The organism is Streptomyces sp. NPDC088745 (assembly GCF_044751045.1).
Classification (GTDB): Bacteria; Actinomycetota; Actinomycetes; order Streptomycetales; family Streptomycetaceae; genus Streptomyces; species Streptomyces cremeus.
Genome location: NZ_JBIVLB010000004.1, coordinates 406,444 through 429,569 on the forward strand (window position 1 = coordinate 406,444; position 23,126 = coordinate 429,569).

Sequence of the window (23,126 nt, forward strand, 5' to 3'; positions counted from 1 at the left end):
GCAAGAGGCGGGCTTTTTGTGTGGAACACATTACGGCGGCGGGGAACTCTTGATCTGACGCCGTCAATCGGCCAGTGTTTCGACCCAACCCCCGGAGGACTTCCGGTCCTTGAGGGTTTACCCCCCACATTTCCCCCCACAGCAGAATGGCGAGGAGAACCCTCTTCATGGCCTCACACAAGACCGGCAGGACCAGGCTGATCGCGGCGATAACCACCGTCGCCGCCGTGGCGGGCATGTCCGCCCTCTCCGCCCCCGTGGCGGGTGCGGCTCCCGCCGAAGGCACCGTTCACGGTGCGAACGCCGAAGGCGCGGTAGCGGGCAGCTATATCGTCATGCTCGACCAGAAGGCCGACAAGAAGGCCCTCGCCAAGACCTACGGCGGGGAACTCAAGCGGAACTACACCGCCGCCATCAACGGTTTCTCCGCCTCCGGGCTCACCGAGACCGAGGCCAAGCGGCTCGCCGCCGACCCGGCGGTCGCCAAGGTCGTCCAGAACAAGAAGTTCCACGCGGACGCCACCCAGGACAACCCGCCGTCCTGGGGCATCGACCGCGTCGACCAGGCCGACACGGCCCCGGACAAGAAGTACACCTACCCCGACAGCGCGGGCGAGGGCGTCACCGCGTACGTCATCGACACCGGGGTCCGCGTCAGCCACCAGGACTTCGGCGGCCGCGCCTCCTCCGGCTTCGACGCCATCGACAACGACGACGACGCCGACGACGGCAACGGCCACGGCACGCACGTCGCGGGCACCATCGCCGGCACGGCGCACGGCGTCGCCAAGAAGGCGAAGATCGTCGCCGTCCGCGTCCTCGACGACTCGGGCTCGGGCACCACCGAGCAGGTCGTCGCGGGCATCGACTGGGTGACCGCCCACCACAAGGGCCCCTCGGTGGCCAACATGAGCCTCGGCGGGAGCGCCGACCCGGCCCTCGACGCGGCCGTCCAGAAGGCCATCGCCTCCGGCGTCACCTTCGCGGTCGCCGCCGGAAACGACGCCGGCGACGCCAAGGACCACTCTCCGGCGCGCGTCCCGGAGGCCATCACGGTCGCCTCGTCCGCCGAGGGCGACACCCAGTCCGACTTCTCCAACTTCGGCGCCCCGGTGGACCTCTACGCCCCCGGCTCGGACATCACCTCGTCCTGGAACGACAGCGACGACGGCACGAAGACCATCTCCGGCACGTCGATGGCGACCCCGCACGTCGTCGGCGCGGCGGCGGTCTACCTGGCCGGACACCAGGACGCCACCCCGGCGCAGGTCGCGGCGGCGCTGACCGGAGCGGCCACCCCGGACAAGATCTCCAACGCCTCCCCGGGCACGGCGAACAAGCTCCTGAAGGTCGTCGGGTAACACCCGCTCCTCCCGGTGGGCCGGGCGAGCCCCACCTCGACCGCCCGCCGCCGGCCGCCGCGCCCTTCCCCCACGGGGCGCGGCGGCCGACCGCTGTCCGGGCCGCACCTCCGCCCCGGCCCCGGCGGGCAGGCCGGTTGTCAGTGGCACCGCCTATCGTCGTTCCATGACGACGAAGAGGTACGCGGCCCTCCTGCGGGGCGTCAACGTGGGCGGCGGCAAGAAGCTCCCCATGGCGGAACTGCGCCAGCTGCTGGCCGAGTTGGGGCACTCGGACGTGCGCACCCTCCTCGCCAGCGGGAACGCCGCCCTCACCACGGACTCCGCCGCCAGTGAGGACGCGCTCGCGCACGACCTGGAGGCCGCCGTCGAGAAGCGTTTCGGCTTCAGCGTCGCCTGTCTGGTCCGCGACCACGCCTATCTGCGCGCCGTCGTGGACGCCTGCCCCTTCCCGGCCGCCGAGCTGGAAGGCAGACAACTGCACGCGAACTTCTCCTCGGCCCCCCTGGACGCCGAGCGCTTCGCGGGCATCGACCCGGCCGCGCACCTCCCCGAGGAGTTCCGCCTCGGCGACCGGGTCCTCTACCTCTACGCACCCGACGGCCTGGGCCGCTCGAAACTCGCCGAGGCCCTCGCCAAGCCCGCGCTCAACAAGGGCCTCACGGTCACCAGCCGCAACTGGAACACGGTGGTGAAACTGGTCGAACTCACCGCCTGAACCCGGCTCCGCTCTCCTCCCACTCCTCCGGAATCCACAGCTCCGCCCTGACCCACGTGGCGTCGGCGGTCAGCCGGGTTCGCGGGATCTCCGGTCCCGGCCGCCCGCCGTACGGGCGGAGCCGTCCTGCCGCACCCGCCGCCCCGGGCCCGCGACGGCGAGGGCATGATCGACGTGATCGGCACGACGGGCGGGGAGGACCTCATGCGGTACGTCATCATCGGAGCCGGAGCGATCGGCGGAGTGGTCGGCGGGCGGCTGGCCGAGGCGGGGCACGAGGTGGTCCTCGTGGCGCGCGGCGCGCACCTGGAGGCGCTGCGGGCGAAGGGGCTGCGGCTCACCACCCCCGAAGGGGCCCGGACGCTGCGGCTCCCGTCCGCGGCAGGGCCGGACGACGTCGAGCTGCGCGCCGACGACGTCCTGGTCCTGGCGGTCAAGACGCAGGACAGCGTCGCCGCGCTGGACGCCTGGAGCGGACGGCCCGTCGAGGGCGGCGGCACGGCGGGGGAGCTGCTGCCGCTGGTCTGCGCGCAGAACGGGGTGGAGAACGAGCGGCTGGCACTGCGGCGCTTCCGGCGGGTGTACGCCATGTGCGTGTACCTGCCCGCGACCTTCGTGGAGGCGGGGGCCGTGTCGGCGGCGGGGGAGCCGGTGAGCGGAATCCTGCACCTGGGCCGCTGCCCCGGGGGCGTGGACGACACGGCGCGGCGGATCGGGGACGACCTGGCGAAGGCGCGCTTCCTGGCACCGGTCGTGCCGGACGTGATGCGCTGGAAGTACGGCAAGCTGCTGAGCAACCTCGCGAACGCGCTCGGCGCGGTGTCGGGTCCGGAGGCGTCGGCCTCCCCGGCGGGCCGGGACCTCGTCGGCCGCGCGGTCGCCGAGGGGCGGGCGGCGCTGGCGGCTGCGGGCATCGCCGTGGCGAGCCCGGAGGAGCAGGCCGAGGCACGGGACGGCCGGATCGCCATGGCCGAGCTGGACGGCGAGGAGCCGACCGCCGGGTCGTCCTGGCAGAGCCTGGTGCGGGGCACCGGCAGCATCGAGGCCGACTACCTCAACGGTGAGATCTCCCTGCTGGGCAGGCTGCACGGCGTGCCGACGCCGGTGAACGACCTGCTGGGGCGGTTGGCGAACGAGTTCGCCCGGGAGCGGCGGGAGGCGGGGTCGCTGCCGGTGACGGAGGTGCAGCGAGCGCTGGAAGTGCTGGAGGCGGGCTGATCGGCGGCGGGCACCCGGCGCCGGCCCTCCCCGCCCGTCCGGTTACGCCGCCGCGGCAGTCCAGGCGGACCCGGCGGCCTCCTCGTAGCGGAGCAGGACGAGGCGGGCCACCTCCGGGCAGGCGCCCAGGACCGGAGCCAACAGGTCGGCTCCGCCCTCCGTCGCGCCCCGCGCGATGCGGTCCGGCAGGAAGCCGGGGGCCAGGACGTACCGGGCGACGGCCACCCGGGACACGCCCGGCGCACTGCGGAGGGCCCGTACCGCGTCCTCCGTACGGGGAGGGGAAGCGGAGGCGAACGCAGGCCGCACGGAACGCCAGCCGGCGTCCCTCAGCTCCCGCGCCATGTCAGCGATCACTGCGATCGCCTCCGGGTCGGTGGAACCCGCCGAGGCCAGGACGACCCCGGTCGAGCTCTTGTCCTCGGGCCGCAGCCCGGTCTCGTACAGACGGCGCTCCACGGCGGCGAGCAGGAGCGGGGACGGGCCCAGCACCCGCGCCCGCACGACGCGCAGCCGCGGCAGCCGGGCCGAGGCCGCGTCGAGCACCGCCGGGATGTCGGCCTTCGCGTGGAAGGCACGGGTGAGGAGGAGCGGGAGGGCGACGACGTCACGCACCCCCGAACGGGCGAGCCGGTTCAGGGCCGCCGGGACGGACGCGGCGTCGAAGTCCAGGAAGGACACCTCCACCCGGGTCCCGGGCCGGCGCTCCCGCAGCCGTTCCGCCAGCGCGTGCACCGTCGCCGCGTGGCGCGGGTCGCGGCTGCCGTGCGCGATGAGCAGGAGGGCGGGGGAGGGTGCGGCGTACACGGTGCGTCAGCTCCTGACGAGGAGGCCGCGGCTGCGGAGCACCCGGCGTTCCAGGGGTGAGAAGAACAGCAGGTCGATGCCGATGCCGACGATCAGGATGAGGATGATCGTGGCGAGGACGCCGGACATGTCGCTGTTGACGCGGAAGTTCTCCATCAACTGGCCCAGGCCGGTGCCCAGGTCCGGCGAGTTGGCGATCAGTTCGGCGGCCATCAGCGAACGCCAGGAGAACGCCCAGCCCTGCTTGAGTCCCGCCAGGTATCCGGGCAGCGCGGCGGGCAGCAGCACGTGCCGGATGCTGTCCAGGCCGCGTGCGCCGAGGGTGCGGCCGGCGCGCAGGTACAGCGGCGGGATCTGGTCGACGCCGGAGACCAGGCCGTTGGCGATCGAGGGGACCGCGCCGAGCAGGACGACCGCGTAGATCGTCGCGTCGGTGAGGCCGAACCAGATGATCGCGGCCGGCACCCAGGCCACGGAGGGCAGCGACTGGAGACCGGAGAGGATCGGGCCGATCGCCGCCCGGACCACCTTGACCCGGGCCACCAGCAGGCCCAGCGGCGTGCCGATGGCGACGGCGACCACGAAACCGAGGGCACCGCGCGAGATGCTCGTCCAGATGTAGCCGAGGAGGGTGCCGTCGAGCCACATCGCGTGGACGGACCTCCCGACGTCGAGCGGGCCCGGCAGGACGTAGTCCGGCTTGAGGTCGGAGGCCGCGGCGAGCTGCCAGAAGGTGAGGACCAGCGCGACGGCGACGAGCGGCGGTACGAGCTTGGCCAGGACGACACGGCCGAGACCGACGCGTTCGCGGGCAGGAGCGGTGTCGAGCGCGTCGAGCCCGGCTTCGAGTCCGGCGAGGCTCTCGGAGGCGTGGTGCGGGTGGGCGGCGGGAGCCGGGGCGGTGGTCTTCGCCTGCGGGACCGGGGAGGTGCCCTTCGCCTGCGGGGCCGGGGTTTCGGCACCGGACTCCTGCTTCCGGGCGGAGCCCTCCGGGTCACGGGCGGAGTCCTCCGTCGCGTCGGCGGCAGCGGTGTGCCGGGTGCCGGACCTGGAGTCCTCGGCGGCGTCGGCCTGCGCGCCCGGAGCCCCCGGTGCGGCGGCGCCTTCGACGGGCGTCCGCGCGTCAGCGGGCTCGGCAGCGGGCTTCCTGCCGTCGGCGGCCTCGGCGGCCTGGGAGGTCTCAGCGACCCCGTCGGCGGGAGCCGCTTCCGTGCCCCCGGAGGCCGGGGTGTCCTCCGGGCCGCCGGCGGCCGGAGCCGTTTCCGTACCCCCCGCGGCCCGGGTCGTCTCAGTGCTGGCCATGTCGGCGGATCTCCCCACGCAGCTGTTCAGTGATCTCTACGGACAGGTCGGCGACCGCCGCGTCCTCGATGCGGCGCGGCTGCGGCAGGCCGATCTGCCACTCGCGGGCGATCCGTCCGGGCCGCGACGACAGCAGGACCACGCGCTGCGCCAGCCGGACCGCCTCGCGGACGTTGTGCGTGACGAACAGGACCGAGACCGAGGTCTGGGCCCAGATGCGCGTCAGCTCCTCGTGCAGGACATCCCGGGTGATGGCGTCCAGCGCGGCGAACGGCTCGTCCATCAGCAGGAGTTGGCTGTCCTGGGCGAGCGCCCTGGCCAGCGCCACGCGCTGGCGCATGCCGCCCGACAGTTCGTGCACGCGCTTGCCGTACGCACCCTTCAGCCGTACGAGTTCCAGCAGCCGCTCCGCCTCGGGGCGGCGGTCCGAGGCCGCCACCCCCCGCAGCTTGAGGGCGAGTTCGATGTTCTTGCCCGCGGTGAGCCACGGGAACAGGGCGTGCTCCTGGAACATCAGGGCGGGCCGTCCGCCCGGTACGTCGATGGTGCCGGCCGACGGCTTGTCGAGCCCGGCGACCAGGTTGAGCAGGGTGGACTTGCCGCAGCCGGAAGCCCCCAGGAGGGTCACGAACTCGCCCGGGGCGACATCGATGCTGATGTCGTCGAGGACGAGCTGGCGGGCCGCACCGGGCCGGCCGAACGACTTCGAGACGTGGTCGAGGCGCGCGGCGTAGGACGACGCCGGCGCCGATGCCTTGTCGGCGACCGGGGCGGCTGCCGTGCCGTCCTTGACGAGTGTGCTGGCCATGGGTCTCACCTCCTGGGGGCGGGGGGTAGCTACGGGCTGAACTGCGCTACGGGCGCGTCTACTTGACGCCGAGACCGGCGTCGGAGACCTCGGGCTTCCCCTCGGCCTGGAGGACCTTGTTCAGCGGGCGCAGGTCGTAGATGCCCTCCAGCAACGGGTCCTTGAGGAGGCCCGCCTTCACCGCGTGCTGGGCCTCGTCGCGCAGGGTCGCGGCCAGCGGGTCGTCGGTCACGTCGACGCTCGCGAACGCCCGGTCGAGAATGCTCGCGGGCAGTTCCTTGCCCGAGTCCTGCTTGAGGCGGGCGTTGATGCTCGCCTTCGCCTTGTCGGGGTTCGCCTTGATCCAGACGTTGGTCCTGACCGAACCGCGCAGGATCGCCTCCACGGCCGCCGGGTGCGCCGTGAGGAACTTCTGCGAGACGATGATGTTCGTGATGACGAACTTCTCGTCCTTCCACAGCTTCTTCTCGTCGAGCAGCACCTTGCCGCCCGCGTCCACCAGGCGTGCGGCGGTCGGCTCCGGCACCCAGGCGCCGTCGATGGCACCGGACTTGAAGGAGTTGGGGATCTCCTTGTTGTCCTGGCGGACCACGGTCACGTCACCCTTGCCGGTGTTCGCGTCGACCTTGTGGCCCTTCTCGGACAGGTAGTTCAGGAGCGCCACGTCCTGGGTGTTGCCGAGCTGCGGGGTCGCGATGCGCTTGCCCTTGAGGTCGTCCAGCGACGTGATCTTGTCGGAGTTCACCACGAGCGAGACGCCGCCGGAGGCCGAGCCGCCGACGATGCGCAGGTTCTGGCCCTTGGACTTGGTGTAGCCGTTGATGGAGGGCGAGGGGCCGATCCAGCCGATGTCGATCGCGCCCGCGTTCAGCGCCTCGATCTCGGAGGGGCCCGCGTTGAAGACCTGGGTCTTGATCCGCGTACCCGCCAGCTCCTTCTGGAAGATGCCTTCCTGAAGTCCCGCCAGGGCGGTGGCGTGCGTGACGTTGGCGAAGTAGCCGACCTTCACCTCGTCGAGGCCGCCGATCTTCTCGCCCTTGGCGACGGGGGCGGCCTTGCCCGGGTCGTCCTTCTTCGCCTGGGAACCGTAGCCGCAGGCGCCGAGCGCGGCGATCAGCAGGGGCAGCGCGGCGGCCGCGGCCAGAGAACGGCGCAGGGTGGTGCGGGGGGCAGTCATGGTGATGGGTCCTCGGGTCTTCGTCTGTGCACGCGTGCGTGCGTGCTGAGGGAGGTGCGGAAGGGTGCGCGGGAGCCGGGGGTGTACGTCATCGCGCACATCGCCCGACCCCGCCCTGTCCGCTGCCGAGGGTGCCGCTGCCTATCCGGCCGCCCTCCTTCGCGAACGTCGCGTAGACGTCGACCACGGTCATCAGAAGTCCCAGCCCTCTTCGTCGGCGACCGTGTTGACGGCCGCGGCGGAGGCGAAGGAGCGGCCCGCCATGCCCGCCGCGAGCGTGGTGCCGTCCGCCGGGTCGATCAAGAGGAAGGAGCCGGTGCGCCGCGAGTCCGCGTACGCGTCGAGCGCCAGCGGCTCGGCGGTCCGTACGACGACCCGCCCGATGTCGTTGGCGGCGAGCTGCCCGGGCGTCGGGTGCTGGGAGAGGTCGTCCAGCGTGAGCCGCGACGGGATCTCCTTGACGATCGCCTTGACCGTGCGGGTGGTGTGCTTGAGCAGCACCCGCTGGCCCACCGACAGCGGCCGGTCCGCGACGTGGCACACGGTCGCCTCGACGTCCTGCGTCAGCTCGGGCGCGTCCGCGCTCGGGGCGATGAGGTCGCCGCGCGAGACGTCGATGTCGTCGGCCAGCCGCAGCGTCACCGACTGCGGCGCCCACGCGATGTCGACGGACGTACCGAGCGCGTCGATGCCCTCGATCGTGCTGGTGCGCCCCGACGGCAGTACGGTCACCCGCTCGCCGACCCGGAAGGCCCCCGCGGCGATCTGGCCCGCGTACCCCCGGTAGTCGGGGTGCTCGGCGGACTGCGGGCGGATCACGTACTGGACCGGGAAGCGGGCGTGGCAGGCGGTCAGGTCGTGCGCGACCGGCACCGTCTCCAGGTGCTCCAGCACGGTCGGGCCGCCGTACCAGTCCATGTGCGCGGACGGCTCGACCACGTTGTCCCCGGCGAGCGCCGAGATCGGAATCGCGGTGATCTCGGGAACGCCCAGCTCGCCCGCGTACGCGGTGAACTCCTCCGCGATGGCGGCGAAGACGGGCTCCGCGTAGTCCACCAGGTCCATCTTGTTCACGGCCAGCACCACGTGCGGCACCCGCAGCAGCGCGGCCACGGCGGCGTGCCGGCGGGTCTGCTCGACCACCCCGTTGCGGGCGTCGACCAGGACGACCGCGAGTTCGGCGGTGGAGGCGCCGGTCACCATGTTCCGGGTGTACTGCACGTGCCCGGGGGTGTCGGCGAGGATGAACCGGCGGCGCGCGGTCGCGAAGTAGCGGTACGCCACGTCGATGGTGATGCCCTGCTCGCGCTCGGCGCGCAGCCCGTCGGTCAGCAGCGCCAGGTCCGGCGTCTCCTGGCCCCGGTTGCGGGACGCGTGCTCGACGGCCTCCAACTGGTCGGTCAGCACCGACTTGGAGTCGTGCAGCAGCCGCCCGACCAGGGTGGACTTGCCGTCGTCGACGGACCCGGCGGTCGCGAAGCGGAGAAGGGTGGTGGTGCTCAACTGCTCGGCAACTGTGGTCATGGTTAGAAGTACCCCTCGCGCTTGCGGTCTTCCATCGCGGCCTCGGACATCTTGTCGTCGGCGCGGGTCGCGCCCCGCTCGGTGAGCCGGGAGGCGGCGATCTCGGCGATGACGGCGTCCAGCGTCGTCGCGTCCGAGTCGACGGCTCCGGTGCAGGACATGTCGCCGACGGTGCGGTAGCGGATCAGCCGCGTCTGGACCTGCTCCGACTCCTTGGGCCCGCCCCACTCGCCGGCGGTCAGCCACATGCCGTTGCGGGCGAAGACCTCGCGCTCGTGCGCGTAGTAGATCTCCGGGAGTTCGATCTTCTCGCGGGCGATGTACTGCCACACGTCCAGCTCGGTCCAGTTGGACAGCGGGAAGACCCGGACGTGCTCGCCGGGGGCGTGCCGGCCGTTGTAGAGCTGCCACAGCTCGGGGCGCTGGCGGCGCGGGTCCCACTGGGAGAACTCGTCGCGCAGGGAGAACACCCGCTCCTTGGCACGTGCCTTCTCCTCGTCGCGGCGGCCGCCGCCGAAGACCGCGTCGAAGCGCTCTGCCTGGATCTTCTCCGTGAGCGGCAGCGTCTGGAGCGGGTTGCGCGTCCCGTCGGGCCGCTCGCGGAGCACCCCGCGGTCGATGTAGTCCTGCACCGAGGCCACGTGCAGCCGCAGCCCGTGCCGCGCGACGGCGCGGTCGCGGTACTCCAGGACCTCGGGGAAGTTGTGCCCGGTGTCGACGTGCAGCAGGGAGAAGGGGATCGGGGCGGGGGCGAAGGCCTTCAGCGCCAGGTGCAGCATGACGATGGAGTCCTTGCCGCCGGAGAAGAGGATCACTGGCCGTTCGAACTCGCCCGCCACCTCGCGGAAGATGTGCACCGCCTCCGACTCCAGCGAGTCGAGGTGGCTGAGCGCGAAGGAGCCGTCGACGGCCTCGTCGGCGGTTGTGGCGGTGGTCGTCATGCCAGACCCCTTTCGGTGAGCAGCGCCAGCAGGGCCGCCGCGGACTCGTCGACGGACTGCGTGTGGGACTCGATGCGCAGGTCCGGGTCGGCCGGCGCCTCGTAGGGGTCGTCCACGCCGGTCAGCCCGGACAGCTCCCCGGCCGCCTGCTTGGCGTACAGGCCCTTCACGTCGCGTACGGCGCACACCTCGACCGGCGTCGCCACGTGCACCTCCAGGTACGCGGTGCCCTGTGCCTGGTGCCGCTTGCGGACCGCCTCCCGGCTGTCGGCGTACGGCGCGATGACCGGGGCGAGGGCCAGCACGCCGTTGCGGGCCAGGAGTTCGGCGACGTAGCCGATCCGCTGGACGTTGGTGTGCCGGTCCTCGCGGCTGAAGCCGAGGCCCGCCGAGAGGAACTCGCGGATCTCGTCGCCGTCGAGCACCTGGACCTTGCGGCCCCGCTCGCCGAGCTTCCCGGCGAGCGCGTACGCGATGGTGGTCTTGCCCGCACTGGGCAGGCCGGTGAGCCAGACGGTGGCTCCGGTCATCTCAGGACTCTCCTGACTGTTCGTCATCCGTGCAGCCCGCATTCGGTCTTGTTGCGTCCGGCCCAGCGCCCGGCGCGGGCGTCCTCGCCCGCCAGGACCCTGCGCGTGCACGGGGCGCAGCCGACGGACGCGTAACCGTCCGTCAGCAGCGGGTTGGTGAGGACGCCGTGCTCGGCGACGTACGCCTCGACGTCGTCCTGGGTCCAGCGGGCGATCGGGGAGACCTTCACCTTGCGGCGCTTCTCGTCCCAGCCGACGACCGAGGTGCCCGCCCGGGTCGGGGACTCGTCGCGGCGCAGCCCGGTCGCCCACGCGTCGTACGGACCCAGGCCGTCCTCAAGGGGCTTGAGCTTGCGGAGCGCACAGCACAGGTCGGGATCGCGGTCGTGCAGCCTCGGGCCGTACTGGGCGTCCTGCTCGGCGACGGACTGGCGCGGGGTGAGCGTGATGACGTTGACGTCCATCACCGCCGCCACGGCGTCGCGGGTGCCGATGGTCTCCTCGAAGTGGTAGCCGGTGTCGAGGAAGACGACGTCGACGCCGGGCAGGGCGCGCGAGGCGAGGTGGGCGACGACCGCGTCCTCCATGGAGGAGGTCACGCAGAAACGGCTGCCGAAGGTGGTGGTCGCCCAGGCCAGGATGTCGAGCGCGGAGGCGTCCTCGAGGTCGCGTCCGGCCTGCTCGGCCAGCGCGCGCAGGTCTTCCTGAACGACTGTCATATCCCTTCCCCTTCGCTCGCGTTGCTCGCGGTGACACCCCGGGCGAGGAGGCCCAGGTACTTCAGCTGGAAGGCCCGGTTGCAGGAGTGGCACTCCCACGCGCCGTGGCCGGTCTCGTTGGGCCGCAGGTCCTCGTCGCCGCAGTACGGGCAGTGGAACGGGGCCGCGCGCTCGCTCACGACAGGTCCCCGTCCGCCGCGCGCGTCGCCCAGGCGGCGAAACGCTCGCCGTCCTCGCGCTGCTCCTGGAAGCGGGTCAGCACCCGCTCCACGTAGTCGGGCAGCTCGGCGGCGGTGACCTTCAGGCCGCGGACCTTGCGGCCGAAGCCGGCCTCCAGGCCGAGCGCGCCGCCCAGGTGCACCTGGTAGCCCTCCACCTGGTTGCCGTCGGCGTCCAGCACGAGCTGGCCCTTGAGCCCGATGTCGGCGACCTGGATGCGGGCGCAGGCGTTGGGGCAGCCGTTGATGTTGATGGTGAGCGGCTCGTCGAACTCCGGGATGCGGCGCTCCAGTTCGTCGATCAGCGAGGCGCCGCGCGCCTTCGTCTCGACGATGGCCAGCTTGCAGAACTCGATGCCGGTGCAGGCCATCGTGCCCCGCCGGAACGGCGAGGGGGTCACCTTGAGGTCCAGCGCCTCCAGGCCCGCCACCAGGGAATCGACCTGCTCCTCGGCGACGTCGAGCACGATCATCTTCTGCTCGGCGGTGGTGCGCAGCCGCCCGGAGCCGTGCGTCTCGGCCAGCTCGGCGATCTTCGTCAGCGTGGAGCCGTCGACGCGCCCGACCCGGGGGGCGAAGCCGACGTAGAAGCGTCCGTCCTTCTGCCGGTGCACGCCGAGGTGGTCCCGCCAGGTCCCCCGGGGCTGCTGCGGCGCGGGTCCGTCGACGAGCTCGCGCTTCAGGTACTCCTCCTCCAGGACCTGCCGGAACTTCGCCGGGCCCCAGTCGGCGACCAGGAACTTCAGCCGGGCGCGGTTGCGCAGCCGCCGGTAGCCGTAGTCACGGAAGATCCCGATGACGCCGCCGTACACGTCCGGCACGTCCTCCAGCGGGACCCAGGCCCCCAGCCGTACGCCCAGCTTGGGGTTGGTGGAGAGCCCGCCGCCCACCCACAGGTCGAAGCCGGGACCGTGCTCGGGGTGCTCGACGCCGACGAACGCCACGTCGTTGATCTCGTGCGCCACGTCGAGCTGGGGCGAACCGGAGATCGCCGACTTGAACTTGCGCGGCAGGTTGGAGAAGTCCGGGTTGCCGATGAAGCGGCGGTAGATCTCCTCGATCGCGGGCGTGCCGTCGATGATCTCGTCCACCGCGATCCCGGCGACCGGCGAGCCGAGGATGACGCGCGGGGTGTCGCCGCAGGCCTCGGTCGTGGACAGCCCGACGGCCTCCAGCCGCCGCCAGATCTCCGGTACGTCCTCGATGCGGATCCAGTGGTACTGGACGTTCTGCCGGTCGGTGAGGTCGGCGGTGCCGCGCGCGAACTCCTGCGAGATCTCGCCGATGACGCGGAGCTGCTCCGTCGTCAGCCGCCCGCCGTCGATCCGCACCCGCAGCATGAAGAACTCGTCGTCCAGCTCCTCCGGCTCCAGGATCGCGGTCTTGCCGCCGTCGATCCCGGGCTTGCGCTGCGTGTAGAGCCCCCACCAACGCATGCGGCCGCGCAGGTCGTTGGGGTCGATGGAGTCGAAACCGCGCCGGGAGTAGATCGTCTCAATGCGTGTCCGTACGTTGAGACCGTCGTCGTCCTTCTTGAACTGCTCGTTGCCGTTGAGGGGCGTGTGGTGCCCAACGGCCCACTGGCCTTCGCCACGGTGGCGTCCGGCCTTGCGGCGGGCGGTGACGGCGGCACCCGCTGCGGGCTTCTCTGGGGTGGCAGACATGGCGGTACGTCCTTCGGGCAAGCGGGGGCTGCGTGGCATTGACGGGCGGGCAGGCGGCTCTGACCTGCACACTCGCGCAGAAAGGGCACGGGTGCGCAACGGTGCGGGGCGCGGGGAGCGAAGAGCTCGGAAAAGAGGCGAGGGCGCGGCAGTGCTGAGCTGTCAGCAGGCCGGACAGATGGCGCTGGACATGCGGCCGAGGTCGACGTGACGCCGACTGATCAAGGCAACTCCAGCTGCAGACATGAGGGAAGCGTGGCACGGGGATCTCGGGCCAGTCCACCACTATCCACCATGTGGACCACATCGTCCCACCAGGTGGGACGATGTGGTCCGGGTCACGCTGTGCGGGGGGTGGCGCGGGCTTCGGTCAGGCGGGGTGGGCGCCCGGCCACGGGCCCGGGTTCGCCACCTCCGGCTCCTGTTCGACCTTCGTGTCGAACAGCCGGAACCCGCGCCGCTCGTAGTTCGCCATGGCGTGCGGCCCGTCCTTGGAGCAGGTGTGCAGCCACACCCGCTTCGTGGCGTCCCGGCCCGGGTGCCGCTCGGCGAGGTCCCAGGCGCGCTGGACCCCGTACGACAGGAGGTGACCGCCGATTCCCCGGCCGCGGAAGGCGGGGATCAGCCCGAAGTAGACGATCTCGACCACGCCGGCGTCCTGGGCGTGCAGCTCGACGTAGCCGGCCGGGGTGCCGTGGTCGTACGCGACCCACGTCTCGACCCCGGGCCGGTCCACGGCCCGCCGCCACTGCTCGTACGACCACGGCAGGCGGTCCGTCCAGCGGATGTCGCCGCCGACGGCGGTGTAGAGGAAGCGGCTGAACTCGGGCGAGGGGACCTCGGCCCGGACGATCCGCAGGCCGCCGCCGGGCGGGGCCGGGACCGGGTTCAGATCGTCCGGGGAGGTCTGTTCGAGGGACCAGGTGGTCACGGTCAGGGTGCTCATGGGAGCCAGGGAACCACGCACTCCGCAGCCGCCGACGCACGGGCCCGCCCCCCCACGCGAGCCCGCAGCCGCCGAGGCACGGGCCCGCTCCCATGCGAGCCCGCGCCCGCCCCCCCGTGCGCCTACACCTGCGGCCGCGCCCGCTCCACCACCGCCCCCAGGTCCAGGCTGTTCGGCAGCGTGCCGAACGCGGAGCCCCAGTCGCCGCCGAGCCGCGAGGCGCAGAACGCGTCCGCGACCTCCGAGGGGGCCCAGCGCACCAGCAGCGAACCCTGGAGCACCAGGGCCATCCGCTCCACGAGACGCCGTGCCCGCCCCTCGATCCCGTCCAGGTCGGCCAGCTCGGTCAGCAGGTTCTTGATCGCGCCGTCCAGGCGGTGATCGGCGCCGCGCGCCTGCCCGACCTCGGTGAGGAAGGCGTTCAGCGCCGACGGCTCCCGCTGGAGCGCCCGCAGCACGTCCAGCGCCTGGACGTTCCCCGACCCCTCCCAGAGGGAGTTCAGCGGCGACTCGCGCAGCAGGCGCGGCATCCCGGACTCCTCGACGTACCCGTTGCCGCCCAGGCACTCCAGGGCCTCCGCCGCGACCGGGGTGCAGCGCTTGGTCACCCAGTACTTCGCCGCCGGCACCGCGAGCCGCAGCAGCGCGCGGTCCTGCTCGGTGTCGCTGTCGTACGCCGCCGCCAGGCGCAGCGCGAGCGTGGTCGCCGCCTCCGACTCCAGGTGCAGGTCGGCCAGGACGTTGCGCATCAACGGCTTGTCGATCAGCTCGCCGCCGAAGGCCCGCCGGTGCGCGGCGTGATGCGCGGCCTGCGCCACCGCCTGCCGCATCAGCGCCGCCGAGCCGACCACGCAGTCCAGCCGGGTCGCCGCGACCATCCCGATGATGGTGCGCACCCCGCGCCCCTCCTCGCCGACCAGCCGCCCCCACGTCCCGTCGAACTCGACCTCGCTGGACGCGTTCGACCTGTTGCCGAGCTTGTCCTTCAGCCGCTGGATGCGGAAGGTGTTGCGGGTCCCGTCCGCCAGCACCCGCGGTACGAGGAAGCAGCTCAGCCCGCCGGGCGCCTGCGCCAGCACCAGGAAGCCGTCGGACATCGGCGCGGAGCAGAACCACTTGTGCCCGGTGAGCGCGTACTCGCCGTCGACGTCCGTGGGCAGCGCCCGGGTCGTGTTGGCGCGTACGTCGCTGCCGCCCTGCTTCTCCGTCATGCCCATGCCGAAGAGGGCGCCGGGCTTCAGCGCCGCGGGCAGCAGTTCCTGTCCGTACACCGTGGAGGTGAGCCGGGGCTCCCACTCGGCGGCCAGCGCCGGGTCCGTCCGCAGCGCGGGCACGGCGGCGTGCGTCATCGACACCGGGCACCCGTGCCCGCCCTCCGCCTGCGTCCACACCAGGAACCCGGCGGCCCGCCGCACGTGCCCGTTCGGGCGACCCCAGGCGTTCGTCAGCCCGGACGAGACGGCGTGCCCCAGCAGCCGGTGCCAGGACGCGTGGAACTCGACCTCGTCGATCCGGTTTCCGTACCGGTCGTGGGTGTGCAGCTTCGGCGGATTCTCGTTCGCCAGCGCTCCCCACTCCTGCACCTGCGCCGATCCGGTGGCCTGTCCGAGCGCGTGCAGTTCCTCCCGCACACCGTCCAGGAGAGCGGGTTCGACATGCCGTTCGACCGCCTCCGTGAGGGCGTGGTCCGCGCCGTAGACGTCGTACCCCACCAGGGGCGGGGCCTGATTGGTGACTGTGTGGGTGGTGGCTGCCATGCGGATACGGTAAGGAGGTGCAGCCAGCAAAAGAAACACCCGGACGGCCGCGGAAACACCGCAAGGAGAACCGGCTCCACCGTGCCCGGGCCCTCTACCGGAACGTGTCGAAGCGGAAGCTGGCCTGGCTGCTCCTGAAGGACACCGTCAACTCCTGCGTCGAGTACCGCATCCTCGGCCTCGCCGCCGAAGCCGCCTTCTTCACCCTGCTCTCGCTGCCGCCGCTCCTGCTGGGCCTGATCGGCCTGCTCGGCTACATCGACGACTGGACGGCCACGGAGACCGTCCAGTCCATCCAGCGGAACATCCTGAACGCCTCGCAGGCGGTGCTGTCGGACCGCGGCGTGAACGAGTTCGCCCGCCCCCTGCTGGAGGACGTGACCCGGGAGGGCCGCCCGGACGTCATCTCGATCGGCTTCGCGATCGCGCTGTGGTCGGGCTCGCGGGCCGTCAACGTCTTCATCGACACCATCACGGTCATGTACGGGCTGGACGGGCACCGGGGGATCGTGAAGACCCGGCTGCTGGCGTTCCTGCTGTACATCGTGGCCCTGCTGATCGGGGCGGTGGTGCTGCCCCTGATGGTGGTGGGCCCCGACCGGGTGGTGGAGCTGGTGCCGTTCGGCACGGAGGTCATCTCCGTCCTGTACTGGCCGCTGGTGACCGTGCTGTCGGTGGTCTTCCTGACGACCCTGTACCACGTGTCCGTTCCCGTGCGCTCGCCCTGGGTGGAGGACGTGCCCGGGTCGCTGATAGCGCTGGGGATGTGGGTGCTGGGCAGCTTCCTGCTGCGGATCTACGTGACGAGCACCGTCGAGGGCGGCACGATCTACGGCTCGCTGGCCGCGCCCATCGCCGTGCTGCTCTGGATCGGGGTGTCCGCCTTCGCCGTCCTGGTCGGGGCCGCCGTGAACGCGGCCATCGACCGGGTCTGGCCCTCCGTCGCCACGGCTGCCGCCCGTGCCGACAACGACCGGCTGCGGACCGCGCAGGCCGCCGCGGTGATAGCGCGGGCGCGGGCGGCGGAGCTGGAGGCGCAGGCGGGCTGGACCGGCGACGAGGACGAGGACGTGTACGGGGACGACGGCGAGGGCCAGTGGACGGGGGCCAACCCGGACATGCCCTCGGAGTTCCCGGAACGCTGGTCGCGCTTCCTGCCGCCGGACGACCTGAAGGCGCGGCTGCACGCGCAGCGGGAGCGGGCGGCGGAGAAGGAGCGGGGTCGGTAGCGCCCGGGGAGACCGGGGCGGCCCCGCTCCGGTCCGGGCGCGCCGGGAGGCGTGGCACCTCACGGAGCGGCGGCTCCGGGCGCGCCGGGCGGCGACGCGGGGCCGGGGACCGTGCCCGGGGCGCGGGCCGCGGTCGTGGCGGGGGGCGTGGCCGCGGGGGCGGCCGTGGCAGGCGCCGCGGCTTCCGGCGGCGCCACCTTCGAGCCCCATGCCAGCTTGACCGTGATGTGACCCTCCATCGAGCTCTTCGCGATCACCGCCCCCGCCTCGCCCGTCAGCTTCACGCCGAACTCCAGCTCCACGCCGTCCGGGCTGAGCGCGCCGTCCCGGAACGTCCGCAGCGCGGACTCGGCGGCCGCGCGGATGCCCTCCAGGGCGCCGTCGAAGCTGCGCCCCGCGTCCAGCAGGTTGTCCCGGCGCGAGACCAGCGTGGCCCCGCGCGGAGCATGGTCGATCTCGACGACCACGTGCCCGCCGTCCGCCGTCTCGAACTGCATCAGCTCACTCACAACAGCCCCCGCCACCACGTCAGTCGTGTTCCGCCAGTGGCCGCACATTGTCCCCGAGGGCGGGTACGAGTGCCAGCGGGCCGGCGCACCGGCCGACGGGGCACAGGGGTGCGACGTAGCCTGGGGGCATGCCCGGCACCTATCGGGAACGCCCGTCCCGGCTGGACGGCGCGGTCCTCTGGCGACGCGAAGCCGACCCCGCCCCCGCTTCCGGCCCCGCACCCGGCCCGGCGGCGTACCCGGTGCTGCCCGACGGCTGCATGGACCTGATCCTCATCGACGGACGCCTGATCGTCGCGGGCCCCGACACCCGCGCCCACGCCGCGTCCGACAGCCCCGGCGGCCGCTACACCGGAATCCGCTTCGCACCGGGCACCGGGGCCGCCTTCCTCGGCGTACCCGCGCACACCCTGCGGGACCGGCGGGTGCCGCTCGACGCGGTGTGGGCGCCGGGCGACGCACGGCAGGCGGGCGACCGGATCGCCGGCGCGGCCGATCCGGCGGGGGCACTGGAGGAGTTCGCGCTGCGCCGGGCCGCCGGCGCCGGACCCCCGGACCCGGTGATGCGGGCCGTCGCGGCCGCACTGGAGGCCGGGGCCACGGTCGGCGCGGCCGCCGAGGCCGTCGGTCTCGGGACCCGGCAACTGCACCGCCGCTCCCTCGACGCCTTCGGGTACGGGCCCAAGACCCTCGCCCGGGTGCTGCGGCTGCGGCGTGCGCTCGGCCTCGTACGGGAGGGAACGCCGTTCGCGGAGGCGGCGCACCGCTCGGGCTGTGCGGACCAGGCCCATCTGGCGCGCGAGACCCGGGAGCTGGCGGGCATGACGCTGCGCGCCTACGCGGCGCTGGCGGCGCGTCAGGCGAGGTCGTCGGCGAAGAGCGAGACCCCGAGCCCGTCCGGGTCGAGCACCACGGCGTAGCGCTGGCCCCACTCCGCGTTCCACGGCTTCCTGCTGCCCGGGTGCCCGGCGGCCGTCAGGGCCTCGTACGTGGCGTCCACGTCGGCGGCGTCGTCGCAGCGGAACGCGAGGCCGGTCCGGTCGCCGCCCGTCGGCCTCTGCCAGGAGGGGTCGACGGAGCGCATCACGTCCTCGGTGTCCCACAGGAGGCGCAGCCCGCCGGGCAGCGGGGCCTCCACGTGCGGCAGCGACTCGGCGCCGTCGGGCACCGGGACGCCGAGGCGGCGGTAGAAGGCGAGGGAGGCGGCGAGATCGGCGGTGACCAGGCTGATGCAGTCGAAGCGAGGAGTCATGCGCGGAACGTATCCCGGGCGGCCCGCGCGGATCTTGAAGAAATCGGACGTGGAACTCCCGTTCCGCCGCGGGTGCGGCGTCCGGGCCGGTCCCGGGCCAGGCCAGGACACCGGCCGGCTGGACCGCGTCGCCCGTGGCGGCCCGGCGCCGGTGTCCCGCGACCGTCCGCTCCAGTACGTGGACGCCCGGGACGCGGCGGTGTGGACGCCGGACGCGGCCGACGTGGACGCCACCTACGAGGCCCTGACGGCCGCCGGGTGCGGACCACGACGCCCCGCACGGGACCGCCGCCACCGGACGCCCGCCGCGGGGCCGCGGTGCCGCCTCGGTCCGGACATCGAGGCGAAGGCGTCCGCGGTGGAGGGGAGTTGACGGGCGGTGGGGAGCCGCGCGTCACTCCGTCCAGTTCTCCGTGGCGATGAGCAGGTCCACCCGGTGCGGCTGGAAGCCGACGAGCTCTCGGCACCTGGCGGTCATCGCCCGGTGCCGCGCCGTCCAGGAGGGCCGTGCCCCGTACGCGTCGAAGAACCCCTCCAGCGCGGCCACCCACTGCGGGTGGTGGGTGCGGACGATCCACTCGCACCAGGCCAGGTCCTCCACCGGGTCGCCCGCGTGCGCCCACTCCCAGTCGAGCAGGCCGGTGAGGTGGGAGCCGTCGTCGGTCAGCAGCATGTTGTTCGGCCCGAAGTCGCCGTGCACCAGCACCGACCCGGGCCGCGCCCGGGGGAACACCTCCACGGCGTCCACCGAGTGCACCGCCCGCAACGCGGCCCCGCAGGTGCGCAGTACGGGGTCCCCCCAGCCCGCGTCGATCAGGTCCTGGCCGTGCACGCCCTCCAGGAAGGTCATGCTGAGGCTCTCCCCGGTGCAGCCGATCAACTGGGGCACCGGCAGGACCGCCCCGAGCGTCTCCAGGCCGCACAGGGCGGCGGCCTCCCGCTCCATCCGGCGCTGGGCGTCCCTGCCCTTGTACGTCTTGGTGACGACTCCCGCGTGATGGGTGGTGTGGTTGGTGTATCCGTGCGGCAACAGTTCCATGGAGCCAGCTTTGCTCATCCGGGAGGGCGCACGGGCGGTTGTGGCGGTACCGGGCGGCGGGTTGACGCCGGGCCGGGGCGAGGGGCGGCCTCGCCCCGGCCGCGCGCCTGCCGGCGCCGAGGGGTGCGGCAGGCGGCGGTCAGCGGCGGCGGGCCAGGACCGTCGAGTCCGTGCGGGTGGCCTCCTCGCCGTCCGGGGTGAGCTGCACGCGGTCGTGTTCCGCGCAGATCAGGATCTCCCAGGCGTCCTCGTCCAGGCGCAGCGACTCCACCACCTCCTGCGGGGACGGCAGGTGCACCTCCGGGTGCGGGTTCGGCTGCCAGGAGGGCCAGCCGGAGTGGCCTTCGACGAGGAGGCGGCCGCCGGGGGCCACCGCCCGCGCCGCCCGGCGGAGGATCTCCTCACGGGGCAGTTCCGTCGGGGAGTGCAGGAACTGGCTGGAGACCAGGTCGAATTCGCCTTCGGGGAAGGTCTTGCCGAGTTCGTGGCGCTGCCAGTCGACGCGGTCGGCGACGCCCGCCTCCGCCGCGTGCCGGGCGGCCCGGTCCAGGGCCACCCGGGAGATGTCCGTCGCCGTGACCCGCCAGCCCCGCCGGGCCAGCCACACCGCGTCCGCGCCCTCGCCGCAGCCCAGGTCCAGGGCCCGCCCGGGGGTCAGCCCGGCGACCTCCCGGACCAGGACCACGTTCGCCTCGCCGCTCCAGACACGGTCGCTCTCCGCGTAACGGCCGTCCCAGAATTCCGTGGAGTCCGTGCGCGTCGGGTCCTGGGTGTTGTCGGGGGTCGTCATCGGGTGCCTCCGCGAAGTGAAGTGGGGTCGCTGTCTGCGTGCCCACAGCCTCCGCCCGCCTCCGCCGCTGCGGCAAAGGTTCTTGCCGGAACGGCAAACCCCAGTCGGGGCGGCCCGCCCGAACAGGGCCGACGGGGCGGGCCTGTTCCGGTCTGCGGTGGTTCTGCCCGCTTTGTTCACCCGGGGTTTTTCGGCCGCGCGGCGGTCAGGGGTGGCGGGTACGCCGGTGGCACCCCCGTGTCGGGTGATCGTAAGGTGAGGCTAGCCTAAGTTTCACCGGGCCGAGTATTGTCGATCTTCATCATGCATTAGGTTAGGCTCACCTAACAAAACCCCGGAAGGACTCTGCATGCCTGAGCACATACCGTCGCAATCGCCGTCCGCCCCGGGTGAGTTCGCGGGCCGCGGCGAATTCGCCGGCCGTGTCGCGCTCGTCACCGGCGCGGGACAGGGCATCGGTGAAGCGGTGGTGCGGGCCCTGGCAGCGCGGGGTGCGACAGTCGCCGCCACCGACCGCGCGGCGGCGGGCGTCGAGGCCCTGGCCGCGGAGCTGGCCGGTGCGGGCGGCCCGGGGAGGGTGGTGGCGTACCCGCTCGACGTCACCGACGCGGCAGCCGTGGACGCGGTCGTCGCCCGGACCGAGGACGAACTCGGGCCGCTGGACCTGCTGGTGAACGTCGCCGGAATCCTGCGCACCGCGCCCGCCACCGAACTCACCGACCAGGACTGGGCCGACACCTTCGCCGTGAACACCACCGGCGTCTTCCACGCCTCGCGCGCCGCCGCCGCCCGCATGGCGGAGCGCCGCAAGGGGTGCGTCGTCACCGTCGCCTCCAACGCCGCCGGGATACCGCGCACCGGCATGGCCGCGTACGCCGCCTCCAAGGCCGCGGCCGCCATGTTCACCAAGTGCCTGGGCCTGGAGGTCGCCCGCAGCGGGGTGCGCTGCAACGTCGTCGCGCCCGGCTCCACCGACACGCCCATGCTGCGCGGCATGGGGGAGGGGCGGCCCGACGCCGAACGCGCCCTGATCGACGGCGACCTCGCCTCGTACAAGAACGGCATACCGCTCGGGCGGATCGCCCAGCCCGAGGACATCGCCGACGCGGTGCTCTTCCTGGCGTCCGACCGGGCGCGGCACATCACCATGCAGGACATCTACGTCGACGGCGGCGCGACCCTGCGCTGACCGGCCCGCCCGCTCCCTCCCTCTTCCTGGTTCTTCCTGGTTGCGCCCTTCTCTCGCTCCCGCCCCCACATCCTCACGAGCATTGGAGAACCCGTGGACACCGTGTCGACGGCCCCCGAAATCGCCTCCGCCACCGCTGCGGTTCCCGCCCCGCGCCCCGGCCGCCCCGCCGGGACGGCGCTCCCCGCCGCCGGTGCGGCACACCCCGCCGTCGGTGCGGCCACCGCGCTGCTGGACGCGTACACCCCCGGCGCGCGCTTCCTCGCCACTCCCACCAGGACCCTGCTGTCCGACGGTCCCGCGCGTGAAGTCCCGCACGGGGAAGCGCCGTTGAGCGAGCGGGTCGCGGAGACCCTGGCGGCCGCCCGGCGCGACGGGCAGCCCCGGCCGGTCGTCATCGGCGCGGTGCCGTTCGACCAGAGCGCGCCCGCCGCCCTCGCGGTGCCGGAGTTCGTCCAGGACGGGCCGCCGCTCGCCAACGACCCGCTGATAGCCCTCCCGGCCGACCTGCCCACCGCCGCGACGTGGCAGGTGCGGCCGGTGCCGGAGCCCGAGGTGTACGGGGCCGGGGTCGCAGCCGTCGTGGAACGGATGTGGCGGGGCGAGTTCAGCAAGGTGGTGCTGGCGCGCACGCTGGAGCTGACCGCGGACGCGCCGCTGGACCTGCCGGTGATGCTCCAGCGGCTGGCGCGGCGGGACCCCTCGGGCTACACCTTCGCGCTGCCGACCGGCGTCGAGGCCGACGGGGCCGTCCGTACGGGTGAGGGGCGCACGCTCCTGGGGGCCAGCCCCGAACTGCTGGTCTCGCGGCGCGGGAACAAGGTCGTCGCCAACCCGCTCGCCGGGTCCACCCCGCGCAGCGAGGACCTCGCGGAGGACGTGCGCAGGGCGGCGGCGCTGCTCGCCTCCGCGAAGGACCTGCACGAGCACGCGGTGGTCGTCGACGCGGTGCACGGGGCGCTGGCTCCGTACTGCACGTCGCTCGACGTGCCGGCCAAGCCGACGCTGATCCGTACCGCCACGATGTGGCACCTGTCGACGACGGTCACCGGCACCCTTCCCGAGGAGGGCGCGGCCTCCGCGCTGGAGCTGGCCTCGGCGCTGCACCCGACGCCGGCCGTGTGCGGCACCCCGACGCTGACGGCACGTCAGGTCATCGCGGAGACGGAGCCGTTCGACCGGGGGTTCTTCACCGGGATGATCGGCTGGGGCGACGCGGACGGGGACGGCGAGTGGGTCGTGACCATCCGGTGCGCCGAGGCCGAGGAGCGCATGCTGCGGCTGTACGCGGGCGCGGGCGTCGTCGCGGCGTCCGAGCCGGAGGCGGAGACGGCGGAGACGGGGGCCAAGTTCCGGACCTTCCTGCACGCGGTGGGGGCGGACGAGGGCTCGCGCGGCTGAGCCCCGGCGTTCCGGTGCGCCCGCGCG

At 73.1% G+C, this 23,126-nt stretch carries 24 protein-coding genes and 1 pseudogene; 8 read left to right on the forward strand and 17 right to left on the reverse strand.

Features of this window, described 5'->3' with window-relative positions:
* The first annotated feature begins 167 nt into the window (after positions 1–167).
* The 3 genes from ACIP93_RS14600 (at position 168) to ACIP93_RS14610 (ending at position 3,297) form a co-directional block, all read left to right on the forward strand.
* A complete protein-coding gene (locus ACIP93_RS14600; protein WP_401758569.1) occupies positions 168–1,361 on the forward strand; it encodes a S8 family peptidase in 1,194 nt (397 codons plus the stop codon).
* Positions 1,362–1,527: 166 nt separating this feature from the next.
* On the forward strand, positions 1,528–2,079 hold the full coding sequence (locus tag ACIP93_RS14605; RefSeq protein ID WP_401758572.1) for a DUF1697 domain-containing protein: 552 nt from the start codon (positions 1,528–1,530) through the stop codon (positions 2,077–2,079).
* Positions 2,080–2,283: 204 nt separating this feature from the next.
* The gene (locus ACIP93_RS14610) at positions 2,284–3,297 is read left to right on the forward strand and encodes a ketopantoate reductase family protein (RefSeq protein ID WP_401758861.1); all 1,014 of its coding nucleotides are present in this window, start codon (positions 2,284–2,286) and stop codon (positions 3,295–3,297) included.
* 42 nt (positions 3,298–3,339) lie between these two features.
* Here the strand turns inward: ACIP93_RS14610 and ACIP93_RS14615 are convergent, their stop codons facing one another.
* The 13 genes and pseudogenes from ACIP93_RS14615 to ACIP93_RS14675 all read right to left on the reverse strand — a co-directional run bounded on the left by ACIP93_RS14615 (position 3,340) and on the right by ACIP93_RS14675 (position 15,690).
* On the reverse strand, positions 3,340–4,104 hold the full coding sequence (locus ACIP93_RS14615) for a sirohydrochlorin chelatase (RefSeq protein WP_401758573.1): 765 nt from the start codon (positions 4,102–4,104) through the stop codon (positions 3,340–3,342).
* Positions 4,105–4,110: 6 nt separating this feature from the next.
* A pseudogene (locus ACIP93_RS14620) lies at positions 4,111–4,968 on the reverse strand (ABC transporter permease); the annotation flags it as partial.
* A gap of 424 nt (positions 4,969–5,392) precedes the next feature.
* Positions 5,393–6,214 (reverse strand): ABC transporter ATP-binding protein, encoded by an 822-nt coding sequence (locus tag ACIP93_RS14625; RefSeq protein ID WP_345217780.1) that lies wholly within the window; start codon positions 6,212–6,214, stop codon positions 5,393–5,395.
* Between the two features lie 58 nt (positions 6,215–6,272).
* Positions 6,273–7,391 (reverse strand): aliphatic sulfonate ABC transporter substrate-binding protein, encoded by a 1,119-nt coding sequence (locus tag ACIP93_RS14630; RefSeq protein ID WP_401758576.1) that lies wholly within the window; start codon positions 7,389–7,391, stop codon positions 6,273–6,275.
* A gap of 192 nt (positions 7,392–7,583) precedes the next feature.
* Positions 7,584–8,915 (reverse strand): sulfate adenylyltransferase subunit 1, encoded by a 1,332-nt coding sequence (locus ACIP93_RS14635; RefSeq protein WP_401758578.1) that lies wholly within the window; start codon positions 8,913–8,915, stop codon positions 7,584–7,586.
* Between the two features lie 2 nt (positions 8,916–8,917).
* Positions 8,918–9,856, reverse strand: a complete 939-nt coding sequence (gene cysD / locus ACIP93_RS14640) for a sulfate adenylyltransferase subunit CysD (RefSeq protein ID WP_345217788.1) — start codon at positions 9,854–9,856, stop codon at positions 8,918–8,920.
* Positions 9,853–10,413: an adenylyl-sulfate kinase gene (cysC, locus tag ACIP93_RS14645; protein ID WP_345217790.1), complete on the reverse strand. Its 561-nt coding sequence runs from the start codon at positions 10,411–10,413 to the stop codon at positions 9,853–9,855. The genes cysD and cysC overlap by 4 nt, the downstream gene beginning before the upstream one ends.
* Positions 10,410–11,105, reverse strand: a complete 696-nt coding sequence (locus tag ACIP93_RS14650) for a phosphoadenylyl-sulfate reductase (protein ID WP_401758582.1) — start codon at positions 11,103–11,105, stop codon at positions 10,410–10,412. The genes cysC and ACIP93_RS14650 overlap by 4 nt, the downstream gene beginning before the upstream one ends.
* Positions 11,102–11,284, reverse strand: coding sequence for a hypothetical protein (locus tag ACIP93_RS14655; protein WP_345217794.1), 183 nt, complete (start codon positions 11,282–11,284; stop codon positions 11,102–11,104). The genes ACIP93_RS14650 and ACIP93_RS14655 overlap by 4 nt, the downstream gene beginning before the upstream one ends.
* Positions 11,281–12,987 (reverse strand): nitrite/sulfite reductase, encoded by a 1,707-nt coding sequence (locus tag ACIP93_RS14660; protein ID WP_345217796.1) that lies wholly within the window; start codon positions 12,985–12,987, stop codon positions 11,281–11,283. Before ACIP93_RS14660 ends, ACIP93_RS14655 begins: the two co-directional genes overlap by 4 nt.
* A 162-nt stretch (positions 12,988–13,149) precedes the next feature.
* Entirely contained in the window at positions 13,150–13,233 is an 84-nt protein-coding gene (locus ACIP93_RS14665; RefSeq protein WP_323188103.1) for a putative leader peptide, read from the reverse strand.
* 124 nt (positions 13,234–13,357) lie between these two features.
* A complete protein-coding gene (locus ACIP93_RS14670; protein WP_345217798.1) occupies positions 13,358–13,933 on the reverse strand; it encodes a GNAT family N-acetyltransferase in 576 nt (191 codons plus the stop codon).
* A gap of 122 nt (positions 13,934–14,055) precedes the next feature.
* Positions 14,056–15,690: an acyl-CoA dehydrogenase family protein gene (locus tag ACIP93_RS14675; protein ID WP_401758586.1), complete on the reverse strand. Its 1,635-nt coding sequence runs from the start codon at positions 15,688–15,690 to the stop codon at positions 14,056–14,058.
* A 17-nt stretch (positions 15,691–15,707) separates the two neighbouring features.
* Here ACIP93_RS14675 and ACIP93_RS14680 point away from each other — a divergent pair, with 17 nt between their 5' ends.
* A complete protein-coding gene (locus tag ACIP93_RS14680) occupies positions 15,708–16,919 on the forward strand; it encodes a YihY/virulence factor BrkB family protein (protein WP_345217801.1) in 1,212 nt (403 codons plus the stop codon).
* Between the two features lie 59 nt (positions 16,920–16,978).
* Here ACIP93_RS14680 and ACIP93_RS14685 read toward each other — a convergent pair whose 3' ends face one another.
* A complete protein-coding gene (locus ACIP93_RS14685; RefSeq protein ID WP_345217803.1) occupies positions 16,979–17,428 on the reverse strand; it encodes a CU044_2847 family protein in 450 nt (149 codons plus the stop codon).
* A 128-nt stretch (positions 17,429–17,556) separates the two neighbouring features.
* On the opposite strand from ACIP93_RS14685, the gene ACIP93_RS14690 reads away from it, so the two are divergent.
* Positions 17,557–18,348, forward strand: coding sequence for a helix-turn-helix domain-containing protein (locus ACIP93_RS14690; RefSeq protein WP_401758589.1), 792 nt, complete (start codon positions 17,557–17,559; stop codon positions 18,346–18,348).
* Here ACIP93_RS14690 and ACIP93_RS14695 read toward each other — a convergent pair.
* A complete protein-coding gene (locus ACIP93_RS14695) occupies positions 18,285–18,680 on the reverse strand; it encodes a VOC family protein (protein WP_401758592.1) in 396 nt (131 codons plus the stop codon). The two genes, ACIP93_RS14690 and ACIP93_RS14695, sit on opposite strands and share 64 nt — an antisense overlap.
* Positions 18,681–18,729: 49 nt before the next feature.
* Here ACIP93_RS14695 and ACIP93_RS14700 point away from each other — a divergent pair, with 49 nt between their 5' ends.
* Positions 18,730–19,053: a hypothetical protein gene (locus ACIP93_RS14700; RefSeq protein WP_401758596.1), complete on the forward strand. Its 324-nt coding sequence runs from the start codon at positions 18,730–18,732 to the stop codon at positions 19,051–19,053.
* A gap of 21 nt (positions 19,054–19,074) precedes the next feature.
* Here ACIP93_RS14700 and ACIP93_RS14705 read toward each other — a convergent pair whose 3' ends face one another.
* A complete protein-coding gene (locus ACIP93_RS14705) occupies positions 19,075–19,719 on the reverse strand; it encodes a phosphotransferase family protein (protein WP_401758599.1) in 645 nt (214 codons plus the stop codon).
* Between the two features lie 139 nt (positions 19,720–19,858).
* Positions 19,859–20,509, reverse strand: coding sequence for an SAM-dependent methyltransferase (locus ACIP93_RS14710; protein WP_401758602.1), 651 nt, complete (start codon positions 20,507–20,509; stop codon positions 19,859–19,861).
* Between the two features lie 349 nt (positions 20,510–20,858).
* On the opposite strand from ACIP93_RS14710, the gene ACIP93_RS14715 reads away from it, so the two are divergent.
* Positions 20,859–21,698: a 2,3-dihydro-2,3-dihydroxybenzoate dehydrogenase gene (locus ACIP93_RS14715; protein WP_401758605.1), complete on the forward strand. Its 840-nt coding sequence runs from the start codon at positions 20,859–20,861 to the stop codon at positions 21,696–21,698.
* 102 nt (positions 21,699–21,800) lie between these two features.
* Entirely contained in the window at positions 21,801–23,099 is a 1,299-nt protein-coding gene (gene dhbC / locus ACIP93_RS14720) for an isochorismate synthase DhbC (RefSeq protein WP_401758864.1), read from the forward strand.
* Positions 23,100–23,126 lie beyond the last annotated feature (27 nt).

Bases quoted from the DNA above. Each gene is read 5' to 3' on its own strand.
- ACIP93_RS14600 (WP_401758569.1), top strand. From the start codon at position 168: ATGGCCTCACACAAGACCGGCAGGACCAGGCTGATCGCGGCGATAACC.
- ACIP93_RS14605 (WP_401758572.1), top strand. From the start codon at position 1,528: ATGACGACGAAGAGGTACGCGGCCCTCCTGCGGGGCGTCAACGTGGGC.
- ACIP93_RS14610 (WP_401758861.1), top strand. From the start codon at position 2,284: ATGCGGTACGTCATCATCGGAGCCGGAGCGATCGGCGGAGTGGTCGGC.
- ACIP93_RS14625 (WP_345217780.1), bottom strand. From the start codon at position 6,214: ATGGCCAGCACACTCGTCAAGGACGGCACGGCAGCCGCCCCGGTCGCC.
- ACIP93_RS14630 (WP_401758576.1), bottom strand. From the start codon at position 7,391: ATGACTGCCCCCCGCACCACCCTGCGCCGTTCTCTGGCCGCGGCCGCC.
- ACIP93_RS14635 (WP_401758578.1), bottom strand. From the start codon at position 8,915: ATGACCACAGTTGCCGAGCAGTTGAGCACCACCACCCTTCTCCGCTTC.
- cysD (WP_345217788.1), bottom strand. From the start codon at position 9,856: ATGACGACCACCGCCACAACCGCCGACGAGGCCGTCGACGGCTCCTTC.
- cysC (WP_345217790.1), bottom strand. From the start codon at position 10,413: ATGACGAACAGTCAGGAGAGTCCTGAGATGACCGGAGCCACCGTCTGG.
- ACIP93_RS14650 (WP_401758582.1), bottom strand. From the start codon at position 11,105: ATGACAGTCGTTCAGGAAGACCTGCGCGCGCTGGCCGAGCAGGCCGGA.
- ACIP93_RS14660 (WP_345217796.1), bottom strand. From the start codon at position 12,987: ATGTCTGCCACCCCAGAGAAGCCCGCAGCGGGTGCCGCCGTCACCGCC.
- ACIP93_RS14665 (WP_323188103.1), bottom strand. From the start codon at position 13,233: ATGTCTGCAGCTGGAGTTGCCTTGATCAGTCGGCGTCACGTCGACCTC.
- ACIP93_RS14670 (WP_345217798.1), bottom strand. From the start codon at position 13,933: ATGAGCACCCTGACCGTGACCACCTGGTCCCTCGAACAGACCTCCCCG.
- ACIP93_RS14675 (WP_401758586.1), bottom strand. From the start codon at position 15,690: ATGGCAGCCACCACCCACACAGTCACCAATCAGGCCCCGCCCCTGGTG.
- ACIP93_RS14690 (WP_401758589.1), top strand. From the start codon at position 17,557: ATGCCCGGCACCTATCGGGAACGCCCGTCCCGGCTGGACGGCGCGGTC.
- ACIP93_RS14695 (WP_401758592.1), bottom strand. From the start codon at position 18,680: ATGACTCCTCGCTTCGACTGCATCAGCCTGGTCACCGCCGATCTCGCC.
- ACIP93_RS14705 (WP_401758599.1), bottom strand. From the start codon at position 19,719: ATGGAACTGTTGCCGCACGGATACACCAACCACACCACCCATCACGCG.
- ACIP93_RS14710 (WP_401758602.1), bottom strand. From the start codon at position 20,509: ATGACGACCCCCGACAACACCCAGGACCCGACGCGCACGGACTCCACG.
- ACIP93_RS14715 (WP_401758605.1), top strand. From the start codon at position 20,859: ATGCCTGAGCACATACCGTCGCAATCGCCGTCCGCCCCGGGTGAGTTC.